Annotated in this window: 17 protein-coding genes; 2 read left to right on the top strand and 15 right to left on the bottom strand. The window is 36.6% G+C overall.

Annotation, left to right across the window (positions count from 1 at the left end):
• Positions 1 to 4: 4 nt before the first annotated feature.
• From HJC33_RS15920 to HJC33_RS15855, 14 genes are all read right to left on the bottom strand, one after another.
• Complete coding sequence (locus HJC33_RS15920; RefSeq protein ID WP_171659843.1) at positions 5 to 1,681, bottom strand: hypothetical protein; 1,677 nt, start codon at positions 1,679 to 1,681, stop codon at positions 5 to 7.
• A gap of 95 nt (positions 1,682 to 1,776) precedes the next feature.
• Positions 1,777 to 2,298, bottom strand: a complete 522-nt coding sequence (locus tag HJC33_RS15915) for a hypothetical protein (RefSeq protein ID WP_171659842.1) — start codon at positions 2,296 to 2,298, stop codon at positions 1,777 to 1,779.
• 254 nt (positions 2,299 to 2,552) lie between these two features.
• Positions 2,553 to 3,380 carry a hypothetical protein gene (locus HJC33_RS15910; protein ID WP_171659841.1) on the bottom strand — a complete coding sequence of 276 codons (828 nt, stop codon included), beginning with the start codon at positions 3,378 to 3,380 and terminating at the stop codon, positions 2,553 to 2,555.
• Positions 3,381 to 3,415: 35 nt separating this feature from the next.
• A complete protein-coding gene (locus HJC33_RS15905) occupies positions 3,416 to 4,474 on the bottom strand; it encodes a hypothetical protein (protein ID WP_171659840.1) in 1,059 nt (352 codons plus the stop codon).
• Positions 4,475 to 4,483: 9 nt separating this feature from the next.
• Positions 4,484 to 5,419, bottom strand: coding sequence for a DUF6175 family protein (locus tag HJC33_RS15900; RefSeq protein WP_171659839.1), 936 nt, complete (start codon positions 5,417 to 5,419; stop codon positions 4,484 to 4,486).
• The gene (locus tag HJC33_RS15895) at positions 5,416 to 5,868 is read right to left on the bottom strand and encodes a hypothetical protein (protein WP_171659838.1); all 453 of its coding nucleotides are present in this window, start codon (positions 5,866 to 5,868) and stop codon (positions 5,416 to 5,418) included. Before HJC33_RS15895 ends, HJC33_RS15900 begins: the two co-directional genes overlap by 4 nt.
• 1 nt (position 5,869) lies before the next feature.
• Positions 5,870 to 6,727, bottom strand: coding sequence for a CsgG/HfaB family protein (locus HJC33_RS15890; protein ID WP_171659837.1), 858 nt, complete (start codon positions 6,725 to 6,727; stop codon positions 5,870 to 5,872).
• 39 nt (positions 6,728 to 6,766) lie between these two features.
• Positions 6,767 to 7,645 (bottom strand): WG repeat-containing protein, encoded by an 879-nt coding sequence (locus HJC33_RS15885; RefSeq protein ID WP_171659836.1) that lies wholly within the window; start codon positions 7,643 to 7,645, stop codon positions 6,767 to 6,769.
• Between the two features lie 58 nt (positions 7,646 to 7,703).
• A complete protein-coding gene (locus HJC33_RS15880) occupies positions 7,704 to 8,690 on the bottom strand; it encodes a hypothetical protein (protein WP_171659835.1) in 987 nt (328 codons plus the stop codon).
• Positions 8,687 to 10,447: an ABC transporter ATP-binding protein/permease gene (locus tag HJC33_RS15875; protein ID WP_171659834.1), complete on the bottom strand. Its 1,761-nt coding sequence runs from the start codon at positions 10,445 to 10,447 to the stop codon at positions 8,687 to 8,689. The genes HJC33_RS15880 and HJC33_RS15875 overlap by 4 nt, the downstream gene beginning before the upstream one ends.
• A 6-nt stretch (positions 10,448 to 10,453) precedes the next feature.
• Positions 10,454 to 11,272, bottom strand: coding sequence for a M48 family metallopeptidase (locus HJC33_RS15870; protein WP_171659833.1), 819 nt, complete (start codon positions 11,270 to 11,272; stop codon positions 10,454 to 10,456).
• 190 nt (positions 11,273 to 11,462) lie between these two features.
• Entirely contained in the window at positions 11,463 to 12,131 is a 669-nt protein-coding gene (locus HJC33_RS15865; protein WP_171659832.1) for a helix-turn-helix domain-containing protein, read from the bottom strand.
• Positions 12,132 to 14,051, bottom strand: coding sequence for a tetratricopeptide repeat-containing sensor histidine kinase (locus HJC33_RS15860; RefSeq protein WP_171659831.1), 1,920 nt, complete (start codon positions 14,049 to 14,051; stop codon positions 12,132 to 12,134).
• A 449-nt stretch (positions 14,052 to 14,500) separates the two neighbouring features.
• Positions 14,501 to 14,647 (bottom strand): hypothetical protein, encoded by a 147-nt coding sequence (locus HJC33_RS15855; RefSeq protein WP_171659830.1) that lies wholly within the window; start codon positions 14,645 to 14,647, stop codon positions 14,501 to 14,503.
• A 134-nt stretch (positions 14,648 to 14,781) separates the two neighbouring features.
• Here HJC33_RS15855 and HJC33_RS15850 point away from each other — a divergent pair, with 134 nt between their 5' ends.
• Positions 14,782 to 15,552, top strand: coding sequence for a hypothetical protein (locus HJC33_RS15850; RefSeq protein ID WP_171659829.1), 771 nt, complete (start codon positions 14,782 to 14,784; stop codon positions 15,550 to 15,552).
• Between the two features lie 5 nt (positions 15,553 to 15,557).
• Here the strand turns inward: HJC33_RS15850 and HJC33_RS15845 are convergent, their stop codons facing one another.
• Positions 15,558 to 19,058, bottom strand: a complete 3,501-nt coding sequence (locus HJC33_RS15845) for a glycerophosphodiester phosphodiesterase family protein (RefSeq protein WP_171659828.1) — start codon at positions 19,056 to 19,058, stop codon at positions 15,558 to 15,560.
• A gap of 159 nt (positions 19,059 to 19,217) precedes the next feature.
• Between HJC33_RS15845 and HJC33_RS15840 the strand changes: the two genes are divergently transcribed.
• Entirely contained in the window at positions 19,218 to 19,775 is a 558-nt protein-coding gene (locus tag HJC33_RS15840) for a hypothetical protein (RefSeq protein WP_171659827.1), read from the top strand.
• The last annotated feature ends 293 nt before the right edge of the window (positions 19,776 to 20,068 follow it).

Raw genomic sequence — 20,068 nt, 5'->3', positions numbered from 1 at the left:
TGTGCTACTTCAATTTTTCAGTTATACTTTGTACAATACCAACTATTTGTCTTGCTTCTTCAATTCCTATGGCTTCAATGGAAACTTTGTATTGGTAAGGTTTAATCTGTCCGTCAACATAGGTCTTCACAACTTTTTCCAAATGTTTGGTGTTCAACTCGGCAAAGACGTGTTTGCCTTTTACAGTTATGCCACAGTTTTTGGGGTTGATTTCTGCTAAGCTGAATTCTTGGGTTATTTCAACGCTCTTTTTCAGGTTGGAGAATACGGTTGTAATTTTTATGGTCCGAGTGTCATCATCAGTAAGTTCCAGAAAGTGATTAAAATTGTCTTCATCAATGGAAACTTGAGATAGTAATGGTTTAAGATCAGCAATGGCTTTGGGAACAGTAGAGGCTAAATAAGAGTTCTTGTCCATTCTGGATTCGTAGGAAGTTGCTAAAAACTTTAATGCTTCCACTCCTGTAATTGCATTCTCAATAGTGCTGAAAAAAATCTTTGTGTCATGGACGTAGTTTTGCAGTTCTCCATTTTCTTTGAATTGAATAAAATCCAAAGATTTTTTGGTGGTTAACTTTACAAAAAGACGATCCTTTTGCCCATCATAATCAATAGTATTGGGATTGATATCTGCAAAATTGAATGTATAGACTAGCTCCGTACTCTTATCGGGAGCTGTTTCCGTGCAGATCAATTGAGCATTGTTTTTGGTGATTCTTAGGTTTTGTGTAAGAGATTCTTTGCTGGTTGAAACTTCTTGAATTGCTTTATTCAGAAAATTCAAAGCATCTATCTCTTTAGAAAAATTGGTCTGGTTTTCATTGAATTTAGCCTGAGCCAATGGAATACTGGCTTTAAGCACATTGTATATATCCTTTCCATTGGAAACGGACTTGGCATAAATTCTTAACTGGTTTTGATAGTATTTTTGTTCATCATCTTCAACATATTTGATGCCATTAATATCCCTTCTGGTTTCGGCAGAAATAACAAATTCGTCGCCAGAAATACGATACCCCACGGAATTTGGGTTTAAGGTGAACAGATTAAGTTCTCTTAGTTGACTTTCGGATTTGTTTTTGACATTAAAGGTCTGTTCAAGTGTTATTTTTCCTGCGACGTTATGGTCATAACTTAACTTTTGAACGATTTGTTTTTTAGGTAGTTCAACATCAGATATATGCTCTAAAAGCCACTTCATATGGTCGCCGTATCCATTGAGTGAAAGTCTACTTTCATCAAAGGCTACAGCTTTAGGAATGATTCCCTTTACGGTATTGGATAGTTGGTCTCCGTTATTGGAATCTGTTGCTAAAAAATGAATTTGGTCCGTGTATGAAATCTTATCACCTCCATTGGTTATAACCTGAATCAATTTTTGCTTACCTCTAACCAATAACTGTACTATAATCAGGTCTTTTTTTGTGATGGACCTTACCGTATTTTCATCTATGTCAGAAAAGCTGAATTTGTAGATAACTTCAGTCTCGTTGCCCTTGTGGTCAACCTCCACAATGATATATTGAAACATATTGCCATCCTGCTTTTTCAGGCTTTGTCTAAAATGGGCTTTGCTCCCTTCAACAGTTGACAACAATTCTTGGAAATCATCTATTTTCTGACCATTGACGCCAAAGGCCAGGAGCAAAAGTCCAATAAAAAGGATACTATTTTTTGACATGGGTGGAGGGTTGGAAAAGGCCGGAAATGGGATAATTCACACCCGGCCGCAACTATCTAAACTAACTCAACACTGCTTTAATAATAATTTGAAATTTAGAGGTCGAAATAGTAGTGAATTCCAGCCCCTCCATTGAAACCACCAATTGAGGCAAGCCCATCAAAGGAAATATTGGTGTAACCTAGCTCAACACTGAAAGCAAGGCCATCTACAAAATCGTTAAAGCTCCATTCTACTCCTCCACCAGCTCCAAAAGCCACTGCATTGGCGTTAAAACTTCCCAAAATTCCTAGGTCATATTTATAGGTCCAATACCCTACCTGTCCATATAAATATGGCTTCCATGTGGCAAAATCAATATCACCTTCTTCAAAGTTGTAGGAATACCTTCCTGTTAAAGAAAAACTGCTGGCACCGGAGAAGTTAAAACCATAGTTGGCAGACCCAACTACAACTTGCCCAGTATGGTTCTCTGTAAAATTATATTTGGCCGAAGCACCATAGTTTAAGGAAGTCCAAGCTATACCCACACCAAGTTTTCCAGATTCTGACATTTGTGCGTTTGCTGCAAAATTTCCTAAGAATAATAAGGCTGAAAGAACAATTAATTTTCTCATGGTATTTTTCATTTTCTCTGTGTTTGTTATTTATAGGTCAAACCTAGCTTCACAAAAACAGATTTCCTTACGGGTATCCATATTGCAAGTTTTATGAAACCTTATTTTGGATAAAATGCAGATAAAACCGATTATCGACTATACGGGTAAGATGTCTTTGACTTGACTTTTTAGATAATAGTATCATCGGGGTCAAGTGACCCCAATGTTTTTAGATATTAAATTATGGAGACTTTATATAAAGAAGAGCTTTGTTATTTTGGAAGTGTTACGCATTCCAGCTTTGTATTGGAATCCATATATTTTTCATGCAACACATCAAACTGTTTGCCCTTTACCTTGCCAACGGAAAAATCACCCTCAATTCTATCTATACTGAAAGTGGCTAGCTCTACCTTTCGTACCCGCCCTTTTTTACTAATAACTTCGTAAATTTTGAACTTATCTTTTTTTTGAACCCCATTTTCTTCACCAATGACCAACAATACTTCACCTCCTCCTTTGACTTCATAGATACTATCAATTTCGATAATAGTGGGGAAAGTTTCGAGAATGAAATTCCGCATTTTCTTGGTTAATGTGTTTAGTGCCGAACTGAATGCTTTTGTTTTGGTGTCACCACTGCATGTAACACAGATTGTGGGATTGTTAAAAGATTTAGAGGCAATTACAGTGCCTGTTTCAATATCATTGATGGTAATGTTAAAGACAAAACCGCAATCGTAGCTCCCATATTTACTTTTGCTATAGGATAGGGATGATAGATTTCCTACCACAATGGCCTGAGCTCCGTTTTGTTTTCCTTGTTCTACTACAAATCCTTCAATGAATTCAATATTTTTTTGAACGTCTATCTCTTTAAAGATAGCTGTTTGACTGTATTTACTTCTGTCTAGAATGGTAAATAAATCACTTTCAACAAACAATTGCTTTACCTTGTCAGTAATGCCCTCGGCCTCTGCGTAATTGTCAATTTCTGTTGCTTTGAACGGGACTAGCCCTATATATTTAAGTTGACTCGAAACTATTGAGGGAGCCATCATTAAAATGAATAGGCCAATGATTTTAATTTGTTTTATCATGTTAACATTTTTCTTGTTTAAGGATTAGAAGGAAATCATCCCTCCTGTATAGCTCTGTCAATTTCGCCCTGGTGCCTGGTGCGTTTAAATTCAGATTGCGCAATGGCTCCCATTTTCTTTCTTCGCTGTGCCTTGGAGGTTTTTTTCGGTTCGGGTTTTGTTGGTTTTTGAGTTGTTGGGGGTGGAGATTCTTGGTGTTTTACAGTTACGCCTCCGGTTGTTTCAGAAGTATCCACATTTTCAGTGTTTTCTGATGTTGAAGCTGCCTGGGTGTTATTGGTTTGCGGTGATTTTTTTGTTTTGGCCTCTATCTTTGCCTTTAACTGTACGGCAGAAGAATGGCAATTAGACTCAGTTTCAATAGATCCTAAAATTTCAAGTGCAGTCTTATTATTGTTTTTGGAAATTTCAGCTTTAGCTCTTACCAAGTTTTTTTCACAAGTTTTGTTAAGGTAGCCATCATAGGCTTCATCTAATTTTCTTTGGATTTTTTCGTAGCATTCGCCTCCTACTTCTTTGGGTACTGGATATAAAAGTGCTATAGCTTCGTTATACCTCTTTTGTTTGACCATAGTACTGGCTTCGTTATATAGTCTATCGCAATTGGAACGATAATACTCCAGAATTTTGGTTTTGGCATTTTGCAAAAATGTTTTGATGTCCTCACCTCTGGTTTTTATTTGTGAAATACTCTGGTTTATTGCTTCCTTTTTGGAATAACCATCTCCGGTGATTTCTTTACTATAAACACTGTATACGTTTCCTGTTCTGACCTCTTTTACAATAAGGTTGAGTTCTACATCAATTACGTGTACGTTTTGTAGCCCCTCTACCACTTTATGGTCATAAATTTCATACTTTGGATACAAAATGAATTTATCTGTAAAGCCTTCGCCAGCAATACCATAATTGCTGACCATTCGGAGCAATTTGGTTTTGAGCTTGGATAGTTGTCCATTGGTGAGTCCATCCATCTGTGCCGGAACAACTACTGAGATGTTCAGATTATCTTCTGCTTCACTGCTTTTGTGGGCATTGATTTTATGAAAAAATGTTAGTATCAATAGCCCGGATAGGAATATTTTAGTTTTCATAATAGTTGTTTATAAAATGGTGATGTAGATGGTTCCCCGGCTGTTATTAAATTTTACCGGGATATCTATTTTGTCAAAAAAACGATCTAGTTTTCTTTCGATTTTTCTGGCTGTCATGTTGGAACAGTTCTTAGGGTCGCGAACAGGGTACCTGTAATCTTCTACCATGAGTTTGGCGGCGGTAACGAAAGTGATTGCATAATAGTTCTTATAAGCAGTTTCTTCCAACCAATCTTCTATAACGTATTTTAGTTTTTCGCCTTTGGATGGAACATCGTCATCCATGGTAATTCCTGCGTCTTCAGATAGACTGAATTCCATTTTGACGGTCTTCCCTTTTTCCCTCATTTCTGCCCACTTTTCGTTCATTTTTCTTAGGAACTCATCTAGGAGAAGCTCATTATTGTCGTTTTCCTTTTTTAATGCCGAGCCTATCAACAGAATTTTGTCTGGAGTATAGAATAGATTGCCTTCAATAGGAACACTGGCCATTGAGTTTCCATTATCCGTAACGTTGGCTTCCAGAATAAGTGTGGCTCTATGATTTTCCTTTCCCCTAACCATAATTTTACTGATAATCACATCTATCTCCACAACAATATCTGCTGGAATGTTTCTAAAAATCCTGTTTTTAAATTCGGTTTGGGAGTCCTTTGTTACGGTTTCATCTCTTATAAGAGCCTTTAAAGTAGTCTCAAAATCCAAAGTGGTGTAGCCTCTATTGTCAAAAGCCTGTTTTACCTTTGAAATGGCAACGCGAATCTCAGGTTGTTCGTCCATAATGGTCCTTAAATCTTCTCCCTTTACGGTACGAGGCAGTACCATTATGCTTGGTTGCACAGTATTTACCTCATGGCAATCTTTTTGAGCATTTATTTGCAAAGTAGTTGCGAATGATACAATGCAGAATAAAAGGATTTTAATTGTTATTCGGGTGGGTTTCATAATCCAAATTTTTTAATCACTTGATGTTCTTCTAAATCTTTTCGTAATGCCAACATGTTAATGGTCATGTTCACTTTGGCCAATCTTCTACCTCCCCTGACTTTTGAGATGGATTCATGGGAATTGGTAATAAAAGTTCCCATACGTTTGGAATAAAAAGCGTTTAGATAAGTCTTATGCTTTTTGAAAGCTGCTTGTTCATTGATGCTTATTAGCGGTTTGTTGAATGGAGAATTGGAAATGCCCCTAAAGAACAGATTTTGAAAAGCCAGCTTCTTTGCATTGTAAATAGCTTCTTCTTGGTTTTCGCCACTATCTGTGCTGTTCACAGTAATAGATTCCAACTTATCGTTAGAAACATAATTCACTTGTGCAGAGTCAAAATCAGCATGTTTGTTACTACCGCACGCCATCAAAAACATAAATTGGAGTACAATCAGTTTTTTCATCCTATTTAGATTTACAGATTAATGTTTTCTGGGAGTTGAACTTGTCTAAAAGTTCTTTACCACCCTTTACAACCATGGCGGTGGATAATTCCTCTCCCTCTATAGCTTCAATTTTCACATCCGCCACCCATTTTTCACGCTGGGTTTGTTTGTTGCCAATGGTTACTGTGGACAATTCGTAAATACCTAGTTTATCATTCTTTTTTGCGCCATTGGCTTCACCGGTATTGAGTAAGATTTTCTTGGCGGCTCCACCTTTTTCTTCTTCGATGGAAACAATTGCGACCGATTTTGCGATAAATTTGTTCAAAAATTTTTCTAAATCTTTGGTCAAAGCTTTTAAAGCCGCTTGAAAAGCTTCAATTTTTGTTAAACCACCAATGGATTTGGTGTTTAGAGTTCCTACTTTGAAGGTTTTGGTTTCTAAGGTTTTTGAACTTTCCGTATCAAGAATGTCGACTGAGAAGCTGAATACTGCACGTTGAAGTGTTTGACCCGCAACTTTTGATTTTTGGAGAAGGTTTATGGCCTTTTTATATTCCAGTCCAATTAGTTTACCACCAATAATATATTGAGCTCCGGCAATTTTACCTTGATCTACAACTTTTGCATTTATGGAAGTGATTTGTTTTTGAATTTCTTGCTCTGTTAAAACAATACCTAAACTTTCTCTATCCAAGACTTCAAAGTTTCTTGAATTAACCAGGATTTCTTTAATTTTCTGAAAAATCAATTCAGCTTCGACATAGTCTTTCGTAGGATTGTAAGAAGTTATAGATTGAAGTCCGATTGTTGATTCTTGACCATAAATCCATGATGAGGCCAAGAGGATGACAAACAAGTACTTTTTCATTTTCATGTGTTTCATTTTTGGAGGGTTTTTAACTAAGTTTATTTTTTAATCGATATCATAAAAAGCATCTACATAATCGTATTTGAACTTTATTATGATTTCTTGTTCTTTATTTATAAATCCTTGTTGACCATCTACTTTTACAGGGGCCAATCCGTTTAAAAAAACGAAGGCATCTTCATATATTGGAGCTATAACCTCTTCACCTTTTCTATTTATATAACCCCATTTGCCATCTACTTTTACGGGAGCCAGATCTTCAGAAAAACCCCAGGTTTGTTCATATCGAGGTTCAACGATAACTTTACCGTTTTTTGCAATAAAACCCCACTTTCCATCTTTATTTACAGGAGCCAAACCTTCGGCAAAAGGAAGGGCGAAATCAAAATGGGGAGGAACCACCATGATGTTATCTTGATTGATAAAGCCTTCACGCCCGTTGACACCCACCGGAGCAAGTTTTTCGGAGAATAAGTAGGCACTGGTATATTTAAATGGAATAACGACCTCTCCTGATTTGTTGATGAACCCCCATTTATTTCCCTTTTTCACTGGTGCTAGCTTCTCGGTAAATGATATGGCCTCGTCATACGTTGCTTCTATGATCATATCAGCATCATGGTTTATAAATCCCCATTTACCATTGAGCTTTACAGCGGCCAGACTATCAGAAAAAGGTTGGGCATCTTCGTATACCATTGGGATTTTTATGTCATCAGCTTTGTCTATGAACCCCCACTTGCCATCTTTTTTTACTAGAGCTAAGCCTTCAGACATTTTCCAGGCCATTTCGTATTTAAAAGGGATGATTTTTTGGCCTTCCTTGTCAATAAAGCCCCAATTTTTGCCTTCTCGTGCCAGTGCAAGTGCTTCTACGCTGTTAGTGATGGAAAAATAGAAGTACCCCCCTATAAGTACCAGCATAACACTTAATAGTATGAGAATAGGAACCCTTTTTTTTCTTTTCCTTTTAGATTTCATTTTAGTAGCTATTGGTTGGTTTAATAGTGTGGTTTGATTTTAGCTGGAAAGTCCTAGACATATTCTCTAGATAGGAAAATCCATTAGTGCTATTACTTCTGATTAGCGTTTCTGTACTGCCAAAAGAGTTTAAAGGAGCATCAAATTCTTTGGTAAATGGAATTTGGAAATCATAACCTTTAATATTTATGACTATGAATCCAGAACCGATATATTTTGTATTGTTTTCACCCCAAAAGAAATTTCCTAAATCTTGAAGCAGATTCAAATTGTTTGATTCAACATTAAGAGGTATTTTGACTGTTTTATGACTTGGAGCATCAATGATAGTATCAAGAATACCATGCAGAACAGCTTTGTCCGTTTGTTTGGACTTCAATGAAAGTTCAATATGCTTAATTTTAAAATCGAAAGGTTGCTTATTATAGATTTGAACCTTAAGCCGAAAGCTTGATTTTGTGGGGTTGCCCCACGTAAATGGATTGATTTTCTCCACCTCCATTTGGCTTAACACCAAATCATGACTTAAAATGTTGTCCGCAATGAAACTTTTGGCGTTGTATGGAATTTTCATTTCAAACCCCTTTCTTATTTTTTTTAGGGGATGCACAGCAAATGCTTCGCCTACGAAAATGAAATTAGAAGTGTCTTGAGATAAAATTTGTTCGTGTTTTTTCTGCAATTGGGAAAGGTCAAGATTGCAGAAAAAGGGAAGCGCAATGGTATCTTTTGCATTTACCTGTTGGGGAGCGGTAAGTTTTCCGCTCCCAACCTTCTCTTTGTCATATGTAATGTAGAAGGAAAGTTCTTTTAGTTGGTATTTATAGCCAGATGGATTATAGACATTAGCGTCAACCGTAAAAAGGAAATCGGAATTGTCCACCCCTTTAAATTCCAAGCTACTGTTAGAGATGAAAATAGGTTCGGCAACACTACAGGAGTAGCCAAAAAGAGCGCATATGAAAATGAAGAGCATAGACTTTTTCATATGCTATCTTTTTTATTCAGTGAAATAAAAATCAGCAAATACATAATAACACTTAGAACCAGTATGGCTAGCGCATTGGCGGTCAAATTGTTAAAAGCTTTTCCGATTAGGATGCCCTTATCAATAAGACTGTCGTCATAAAGCCCTAGTTGATCAAGGGCACTTGCAGCTTCACACTTGCAGTCATTTTTATGGTATCCATCTGGATTGAATTCGGGTATCAGAACACTTTTAACCTCCATGGATTCAGAATCAAAATAGTTGTCCTGTAATCTGGAAAAACCTTCTGTTCCCCATCTTCCCAAAGTAAAGAAGCTTAAAATTTCAATAAGACGAGTATCCAATTTTGTCATTACCCCGGCTAGCATAATTTGGGGCATAAGCGTTATGGGTACCACGGTCATGACCTTTTCGGTAGTACTGAAATAGGAAGACAAAAACAATCCAATTAAAGTGGCCGAGCAGGAAACCATGAAAAGGAAACCAACACTTTCCCAAAAAGGCCTTAAATAGGTTTCTGGAAATTCCGATATGGCATTCACCTTAAAATTGAGGTGAATAATGACTACAAAAACTAAAATCTGTATTAATGCAATCAGCGACAGTATGAGCAATTTTGAAATGATGTACGTGTTAATATTTAAATTGTACATTCGTTCCCTTTTATAAATGGGAAGTTCGCTTACAATTTCCTTGGCTGAGTTGCTTACACCAAACCATATGGCCGAAATAGCGGTTAAAAAAATAACCCCTATTCGAAACTCGCTAAAAACAAGACTGACCAAACCACCTATGATTATGGGTTGCAGTAGCAACAACAACAAATTGCTATAATCGTTAAGCTTGATGTTCAAGTATCTTTTTGCTAACCAGTACAATTGTTGAAAACTGGAATCCGGTCTGCTTTTATTCCATTTTGGATTCAAGTCCAACAAATGAGAACCTTCCTTGGGAGGGAGATAGTTTTTTTTGACCTCTTCAAGGTCACTCATTTTACTGTACACTTCAATAATACTGTCTACATTAAAATGTTCAGTGATTTTATTGGGAAGTCCTTTGTAGACCAAATGCCCTTTTACACCCAAAAAGACTACTTCATCTACGTAATTAAGGTCCTCAGGCTTGTGTGTTACCATGATAATGGAGGTACCTTCTTTGGCCAAATCCCTTAAACTTTTAAGAAAACTATCAATGGTTTCCGGATCCAAAGGAGAAGTGGGTTCATCCAAAAACAGTATGGAAGGTTCCGTTAACAGCTCAACGGCAATTGAGATTCTTTTTCTTTGACCACCTGATAATTCCTTTACTTTTTTATACTTGATGTCTTTTTGGCCTTTTTGATTGCCTTGATCATGTTGGTCCAGTTTCAGGCTTTTCAAGACTTTATTGATACGATGGTCAATTTCTTCATTTGAAGTTCCATCGGGTAATCGAAGCTTAGCGGCATAAAAAAGTGTTTTATAGACACTCAGTTCCCTATGGATAATATCATCTTGGGGAACATATCCGATACTTTTTTTGACTTGATCATAGTGATCAATTAGCGATAAGCCATTAATGTAAACTTCACCAGAAGTTGCTGGATTGTCGCCGTTCAAACATTTGAGCAAAGTAGATTTTCCACAACCTGAAGGCCCCATCAGGGCTACAAAACTTTTAGGTTTTATTTCCAGGGACATGGGTTGTAGACCAATCTTATTTTTTGGATATTTTTTGGTTATCCCAATGGCCTGAATGGATAGGTCTTGTGCTTTCATAGTGGTTCAGTTGGAAATGTAGCTCTCCAAACACCTTCTTCTATCACTTGAAAAAGGGTGTGTGGAATTCAGTTTTACAAGAATGGAACGTCGCTCGTTCTTTTCCAGTTTTTTAAAAAAATCAGCAAAATGGCTTACGTCGTAACCGGCTTTTTTGGCTAGTTCAAAACCATACTTATCAGCTTCATACTCATTTATCTGATCAAAAGGAGCGGAGAATTTGTTGTTAAGGTCTATCGCAATCTTTGTAAATTCATCTATCCCGGTTTTTCCAAAAAATGTTGAGGTCGCCATGATTTTTTTTATTTTCCTTTCTAGGTGAAGTTTTTCATGGTGTCCGATTTCATGGCCTAGGATAAAAGCAAGTTCATCCATGGAATCAATGTAGGACAATAGCCCTGTTGTAAGGTATATATGCCCCCCGATCATGGTAAAGGCATTGATGTCTGAGGATGATAGTACATGAAGCTTGAACTTTGTGGAGCTGTTGGCATGTCTTATCAAATTGGAAAAGGTGTGCTGAATGTTTCTTTTGTTCGGATACTCTTTAAGCAGTTTATTTTTTTTGAGAATCTGTTCGTAATTGGCTTCTCCAATCTGTTTTTTTTGTGCTCTGGAGAGCGAGAACATGTTGTCCAATGATTTGTTCTCAAGCTTTTTAATATAGTAGGAGGGGCCATCTAGCAGGTGTCCGCAATCCATACCATTTTCACTGAATTCTAAACGGGTCTCTTCTGTATAAGGTTGTTCAGATTGTCCATGCAGCCAAGGTGTACTGATTACAATAAGAGATAATAGCCTAAGGTATTTTTTAATAGTGTTCACTTTAGTGGTTGGTTTGGTTCTTACGAGGTATTTTTTGGTAAAAACAATTGACCATTGATTTCATCAAATAACCTCACTAACAAACCTAGTGTCCATGGCTAAGTTCCCCTTACGGGAATCCGTAATCCGAAAAAGATAATGTGGATAATCGGCTAAGCGCTTAAAAAACCGTTCATCGGTATGGGATTTGTCAGATTAATCCCAAATCCTTGGCATTGGCTACCAATTGAATGGTGTTCTTTGCCCTTAGTTCGTCCTTTAGTCGGTTCAACCTTTTTTCAATTGAGCTTAAGCTACACGGAGAGATGTGGTTTTGGCTAAAGGACCGAGCAATTTCATCTTGGGTAAACCCGTTGGACAAATGAGACAGTAGTTTTATATCGTAGTCCTCAACCTCAAAAACTTCTTTTTGTTGTAACACATTGGCAATCTGGGGGGAAAGGTAGGTGTTTCCGTTGTACACATTTTTAACGGCTTTCATTAGATTCTTCAACCCACTTCTTCCTTTGACCACATAACCGGAAATGGATTGATTTTCAAAAAGCTTTCTTACTGCTGTGGGTTTTTCTTCTACCGAGCAGACTATTATTGGGGTATTGAAGCCCAAGGTTCTTATTTTTTTTATTAATTGCTTTCCACTTGCAATTTTGTCTTCCCTATAATCTTGATTGAATGACAGATCGGTGATAAGAAGGTCAAAGGGATTTTGCTCATGCACGGATTTCATGAATTTTAAGTAGGCATCGCTGCAATAATGGGACAGCACTACCTCCTCCACATTCAACTCACTTTTTAGCATAACAGCAATACCATAACCTATGCTGTCCAAATCTTCAATGACCAAAACTCTCTTGAACATTTATACCCTGGATTTATGGGGAATGGTAACCCTAATTTCGGCTCCGTTTCCCTGTTTTGGGATAAAAGTAAAAGTACCACCACAACTTTGAATACGGTTTTCCACATTGTGCAATCCCATACCATAATTGATTTTAGTTGGAAAGCCAATACCATTGTCTTTGTAATCGATTTGGATGTTTTTTGTGTCAGATGAGAATCGCAAACTGATCAAACTAGCTTGACTATGTTTTTTCATATTGACCAAAAGCTCCTTTATAGTTCTGTGCAAGGCTACACACTTTGGTTCACTCAGGTCCTCCCAGCCAATGTCACCCAGCCCTTTGGTTACGATACTAACGCCGTTACTATGAAAAGACCGGATAAGCGTTTCCAATTCTTCTAAAAAATGTTCGTGGGTTTTTACCGGACTGTTTTCGTGTGAGATGTCACGAGTTTTGGAATAAATGGTTTCAAGGTGGTCAAGAAATTCAGTGTCCTTAACTTGCTCTTTGTTTTCCACTTTAGCCATTAAGCTGAAAATATCGTTGGCCAAACCATCATGCAGGCGTTGGCTTATACGTTTCTCCGTGTTATAGACCTCCTTTAATTTTTCTTTTCTGTGGCGTTGCTTCAATAGAAAAAACAACGAAACACCTCCCATTAATAATAAGGCACTTGTGGAGAGGAAAAGTATTTTTTGAGTTTCTTCTTGGGCCAACTGCGCTTCTTGTTTAGCCGTTTCAGTCTCTAGCGCCAATAAACGGGATTTTTCTTCTTCATCTTGATATTTTAAATAGGCAAATTGGTTTTTAACCTTCAATTCCTGTTGATGTAGACTATCCTGTAAAAAGATATATCGGTTTTTATAGACAATATTATCTGGTTTTAACCGGAATAAAATTTGAAGTGCCTCTATTTCCGCTTTGGATATATGGTTTTTTTTAGCAATGTATAGTAAAGAATCTAAATATTTTATTGACTTTTCTGGGGCAATATTTTCGTAGTATTCAGCCAAACTTCTATAGCTTGAAAGTAGCCCCCATTGGTCATTTTCAGCTTTTCTAATTTTTAATGCTATTGCGTAGTCTTCTATAATGTTGCTGTTGTCTAATCTCCATTGTGCCTCTGCTTTATTGTGTACTAATCTGGCATATTCTATGTTACTATATTCGTTGGGAAGGTTTTTAATTATACTATCAATTAGTTCAATGGCCTTTGGATAGTTTTGATTGTCTGAGTATAGAACCGCCAAATTGTTAACATATTTGATTTTGTCAACAAGTTTTTCTTCAAAGCGTATCGCTTTTTTATAGTTGTTTTTGGCATTTTCAAAATCATCTAAACTGGCATAGTTGTTTCCTAGTTCGTTCCAGCACCAGATTTGGTAGGTTTTATCCTTTTCGTTATTAAAAAAAGTTAATGCCTCCGTAATGGATTCCTTGGAACCGTAAAAATCGTTTTGACGGTACTGTATTTTTCCAATCTCAAAGAGTTTTATGCCAACTTGATTGCTATCTGCCAATTTTAAATAACTGTTCTTGGACTTTTGGTAGTAATAAAAGGCACTATCCAATTGTTGGAGTTCTCTAAAGTCATAAGCCAGATTCGATTCTCCTTTAGCTTGATAATTAAGATGATTGCTTTTAACTGCAGAGGTTAACAATAAGCGGTCATATTTTAAGAGGGAATCCAAATTATTTCCGGTACTGAACAAATCGCTTTTTTTCCAAATGGCTTTAAGCAAAGTGGTATCTACCTTTTTGTATCTGTATGAAGCGATGATTTTTAATAATTCATCGTGGTTCTGAACCGTATCGATTGAATGGTGCGGGAATTTGAAACCGGTATTGGTTTTAAGTTGTGTTTTTTTTGTTTGGCAGGTATACTGGCTTGCCAAGGTAAAAAGGACAAAAGCGGCTAAGAGGTTTTTAATCGGCATTATTGGTTATTAGGTAAAAGTGTACTATACTTTAAATGTTTGTTGCTAATCGCGTAACACCTAACTTTATAAAAACCATAGAAAACATAAGTTGAAGTTTGGGAATGGTCTGGGGAAGGAAAGCAAATTACTGTGATTTCAGGTTTCTAAATAACCTATTTTTAATAAACAAAGCAGGCGGATACATAATATTATGTATCCGCTTGCTCTTAGTTTCTACCATCCTTCGGACTAGACGTAGAGCCCTCACCCGGGGAGTAGATGGCTAGCTTCTCTTGTTCTGCAACGCTATCCGCTTCACAGGAGACTAGGCCTAACATAAGGAAAACGCCAAAACAGTAATAATTTTAGAAACCATATGATAATAATTTACAAGTTTAAGTTTCTAAATAACTCTTTTTTTCTGAATAAAACAAAGGATACCCATTAGTAGGTATCCTTCTTTTTACTTAATCCCTACCTGATTTGGGACTGGTCGTCGTTCCAGTTCCAGAAGCTACTGTTACAAGCTCCTCTTGTTCTGCAATATCTTCTTTACTGCAAGAAATTGAACAAAGGGATACGGCGAAAATTAGTGTTAAAATAAAAGTTCTCATAATAAATTGTTTTAGAATTACAAGAGCTAATTACGCTGTGTTTCAGTGACTTATATTGACATGTCGCGACATGTTTCGACACGAAAATTACTGTTCGACGAAAAATGGCCGGGCATTTTTTTTACATTTAGGGCATGGTATTTACTAAACTTACAGAGGAACACTTGCCTAGCTTTATTTATCTGATTGATACCATCAAGGATGAGAGGTATGATTTTAATTATAAAGTTATATCGGATGTTGAGGGAAAAAACAAAGAAATGGTTGTGCCTAGATCCATAGAAAGGGCTTTCGAATTCAGGGAGCAATTAAAAAATGGATGGTCAGGGAAGAGGCCTAGTTGTCCGAGTAAGAAAACATTGAATGTATTGACTGCTTTTGTTGAAGATAGTTCGGATTTGTCCTTTTTGGATTTTGCGATTACTTACAAAAAAGAAATAGAGGAGCATTACATAAATAACAAACTTGACAAGCAATTGATCAATCTTCTTTTTGGTAAGAAGCAAAGTGCAGTATCAAAGAGAATTGCAGAAATGGAAGATAAGAAAGAGGCTATCACAGACGTCTTGGAGGATTTTAGTTTGGAGGATTTTAAAAAAGTTTTGGGCCCCAAAGCCAGAGAACAATTGAAATTACTTTTTGAAGAATGGAAAAGTGAGGAATTGGAACCATTTTTTGAGAATTTGATTCAAAAGCAATTGAAAAGTTGGGAGGACAAGTTAACTACATCTAAAAAGCTGTATGGTCGCTTAGGGGCATTCAGTCTTTTACTTCTGCCCAAGGACAACGGATTCCTTTTTGAAGAAGATCTGTTTGCCGCTGTACAAGATTACCAAATGACCTTGGTAGATGGAGAGGAGGTTGGTGAATCTATATTGGAGACCATTTCTGAATTTAGCGGCTAGCTAATTTACTGACTTAACAAAGTTCGTAGCTTTTTTGGGTCGTCGGTAATTATGGCATCTATTTCTTTGTTTATTAAACGTTGCATTGAGCTTCTGTAATTCACGTTCCAAGCGTAGACCTGTCCATATTTCTCACGTAATTTTTTAATTTGGGAGCTAAATAACAAGAGACTGCGATATTCTACTCCTATAGCATCCACATTTGGTAGTGTTGCAATGGAAGAAGGCCAAAGGGTGAACACACCTACGGTCAGTTCAGGAAATCGCTCTTTTAATTCCTCACAAAAGGGTTTGTTGAACGAAAATACCAATACCTGCTTCTCCATATTTTTTTCTTTAATGGTATGGGCAAGCTTTTCGAGGAGGTTACCATAGTTTTTACCTGTCTTTACTTCAATTAGTAATTGGGTTTTACGGTCAGCGATTAATGTCAACACATCATTTAAGGTTGGGATACTTTCTTTGGTTTGACTATGGTTCAAGTTTATTTTTTGCAATTCTTCCAAATACATATCGCTTATGGCTCCCTTCCCATTTGTGGTTCTGCTTATGCTCTTATCGTGCATGAGTACCAAATGACCATCTTTTGTCATGCGAACATCTATTTCAATCATATCGACACCCAATTGCAAAGCATTTTTTACAGCTTCCAACGAATTCTCTGGGGCTAATTTGGCTCCTGCGCGATGTGCCACAATTTTTGGTGTTTTTTTCATGTTATCGATAGTTTCAAAAGTGATATTAAACTCGCCCAAATTATTCTGCCATTCCTTGTCATTTACTTGAACCTCTAAAACATCTCCATTTTTCACGGTAAAATCCAGATAAGATTCGTTTTTACCGTATTGAATAAGGTCATTTTCCGGAAAACTAATCCAATTTCCTTTGTTTTTTTTAAATGAAAGAGATCCATGGTTAAGCGTTTCCATTTCTTGTTTGTTCCATGTGTTGCCCAAACTCATTCCTAAAAAACCAGATTTTGTGCCGGCAGGTGATACAAAACCAACAAAAGACCCCAGTTTTACCCTTCCATTGGCATTAATTCTAATCTTTTTTTTGGATTCAGAACCCAGTCCTTGGATCACAAATTTGTTTTTAGCTCCCTGGTGGTGTTGTATATGGCCAGTTTCAAAGGTTACATTAAACCCATATTCGTTCTGCCAATGAGATTCATTTTGAAATCTTTTAAGCAGTTTTAGGGAAACGGGGGTTGACAAGATCAGAACGAGTCCAATTGGGATTAGAAATAAGGGTTTCTTAACTTTTGGAGCTTCACTGTTTTTGTAATAGTCACGTAATGATGGGTGGATAAACTCGTAACCAGACCCTACGGGTCTAACAAAACCAATTCCTGAAAGTTTGAGTAAAAACGATCGGATAAACAAGGGGAAGTCTTCTTCAAGTGCTAAAATTAGTCTTAGCAGCCAATGACAAATGGCATCCAATCCTCCAAACCAAGCAAAGGCAAGGAGTCCAAAGCCAGAAGCGGTTTTTAAGGCTTTGAAGACCGATGTAACCTCCATTTCCGTTAACCCAATATAGCTTCCTAAAAGCGCTCCGGTTACCAAACTCGAGATGAACCCCGATTTTAAGGCATTCATAAAGGATTTTGTTACTGGGCTTCGTCTGGTGAGTTCCAGTTTTTCGTTCCGATCTAGGATAACTTTATTTCCCTGTAAAAAACCAAATAACCCAAAGAAAAGATACCCTAAAAAGAATCCGGCCAATCCCGCAAATAAGTATTTATCCTGAAAATAAAGTTCTTGATTGAGCCATGCATTGACCGATGATACATCATCTGTAAGAAAATTAAAAATGTAGAATAGGGGAACTACAATTATAGCTAGTAAAAGACCTCCTGCAAACCCTGAAATAAAATAGTTTTTTAGGCTTCCAATGATTCGTTCAACTGGACGTATGTCAAAACTGTTCTGCTGCCAGGTGCTTCGAATACCAAAAAAAATGGAGAGTAGAATTCCTACCAATATGCCCACTAGGGCCTCTGTGGTTGAAAACATACCATTCATTAGCATTTCCCCTCCATATTTGAATGACCTTGGCGTTGTGAATCCATAATAAAGCCCAAGTATGGATATCAAAGGAATAGTTCTTTTTATAATACTTGCAGTTGGGGGTACAAGTTTGTGGTCCTTTGTTCTAAAAAGAGATTCTTCTAGAGAATAGGAGGCGTTGAAGTATAGTTTAATAAGATCTATGGAGGCGGTTATGGAACCACCAATTATAGCAGCATCCCAAAAGTCAAAAGGACCGGCAAGAAATAACCCTGCAGCTGCTGAGACTAAGGTTGTTCCCAAAAGTCTTGATAATAAGTAATATGTGATGACCGACCATCTAAAATCAAGATAAGAAGGTTGTAGTTCTTCAGTAAAAAAGAGACCGGAGTTCAAGGCTATTTTTCTTAACCAGATTTTTATTTTTTTCTTTTTAAGGTTGGATATAAACTTAACATCGGTCAACATTTTCAATTCGTACCATTTCCATATTTGATTGAAAAATTGCTCGTGGGAAAGATGCCCAGAACCCAAATTATCTTTGATAAAACTTGAATCCATTCCAACGAGCAGGTTTAAGAATAAAGGATAACGACAGAGAAACTTAAACTTAGGGTTTGATTGAAAAATTTCAAGTTTTTGATGGCATTCTCTTTTTTTTAATACAGTTTCAACCTGCATTGGTTTTAAAATCCTTAATTCCAACAAATTAAATGGAAGTTTCCAAGATTTATTTGTTTTGCTGTATTCCGAGGATAACTTCTCAAAGGTTTCAGTCTTCATTACAACTGCTAAAGAAGTTTTGGTAACAACGTTCATTAATTTATCAAAAAGGGGAAGTATGTTATCCTCTTTAACTCGATCTAATCCATCATATATTGGAAATATAAGTCCTCTCCGTAATCCTTTTTCAAGAATTCTTCTATCTATATGGTAAATTTTGGAGGCTTTCTTTATGGTCCATTGTTCCAATGATTTTTGACCTGCCCAATCAGATAAGGAAATCAAAATAGGAATGAAGTCTGGGTCAGACTCAATACGTTTTCTGATGTAGTCAAAAACAGCATAGGTTTTGCCTACTCCAGACTCACCATAAATGATAAAACTATTTTTGGGTTTGAACTGTGACCGAGACAGCAGTTTATATAATGTCTGGTTGAATGTTTTGGTAGAACCGAGGTCTGAGTGTGAACGCCAATTGAGAGTTTCAATGTACTCTAAGTTGTTGTTTTTGGAAATTTGTAAATTCCTATTGCTCCTTACGAGTGCCTGGTTTCTAAGAGAATCAGATAAAAATTTCTTTTCGTTGTCTGACAAAAGAAAGTTTTCAAAACTGGTCTTTGCTTTTTTGTTGAAGTACTTTTTCTTTAAAAAACCAACCAAAAGTACGCTCAGGAGCCATAATATAAGGGAGAAAAAACCTTCCTTTAATAATAGGTATTTGACAAAAAGTAATACCAAAGCAATTATTATAAAGGTTAGATTTTTTTTCAATTTCATGTCCTTATAGAGTCCTAAGAAGGTACCTTTTTGTGTTATGTGGTGAATGCAATTTCAATCATTTAAAATTGATATACAAGTAATTACGGGAAGCCGTAAAAGAATTTTTGAGGTTACGATTAGGTTTGTTCAAATCGTTAAAAAATCAACCAAATGAAGTACCTTTCTTTACTAACCGTTTTATTATTTCTACAATCCTGTGGCTCCGAAAATTTAAGTAACTCCAAAGCAGAAAGGATTTTAAATCATTGTTTGGAAAAAGAACCTGAGCAAAGAACCGCTAATTTTCGGATTGGAAAAGCCACTTTTAGGCAACAGGAACAAGACCAAGAGTTGTTGGAAAAATATCTGAAGTTAAGAGAAGATGGATATCTTGAAATGGAGTTACTTAAGGAAATTGAAAAGGGATGGAGAAAAGGAACAAAAGAATATAAGGTGAGTTTAGCCGACGATGCATTGGAGTTTATGGATCAGATACCAGAAACAGGACATATTGCAATTGCCAAGGCATTTAAATATGAAGTGGATGAGGTTCTGGAAGTTCAGGAAATACCCTCAAAGAATTCTGCTAGGGTTAAAGTGAGATACAAGGCAGCCGACATTACTCCATTTTCGATTTTTTCCTTAAAAGATCCCAAAGAGTTCTTTATTACTGACTTGACCATGAAAAAGACCTCCAACGGGTGGAAATATTGTGATGATTTTGATTGATGTGCCTAAATTTCAGCGGAGTTTTGATTAACTTTTATAATTAGCAGCTCCTAAGCTACATTCAAAACTCAACCTCTTAATGCAGAATCATTTATGAGGTATAAACTCTCGAACCTAAATTTTAAGTAGCCGAGTTTATTGAGGTTTCGGGGCTTCACATTTTTGTGCTCACCGAATAGGTGACTTTCTATTTATGCAAAGCTAAATTTTGTAATTGTATGGAGCAAAATGGACTAAAAAACTCTATGCGTTAAGTATTTTGGAAATTTTATCCATAATAATAGGGATGCGTT

This window comes from Flagellimonas amphidinii (assembly GCF_013090115.1).
GTDB classification, from domain to species: Bacteria; Bacteroidota; Bacteroidia; order Flavobacteriales; family Flavobacteriaceae; genus Flagellimonas; species Flagellimonas amphidinii.
Note: the sequence above shows the minus strand (reverse complement) of the source record. Positions and strands in the feature narration are given on the sequence as shown.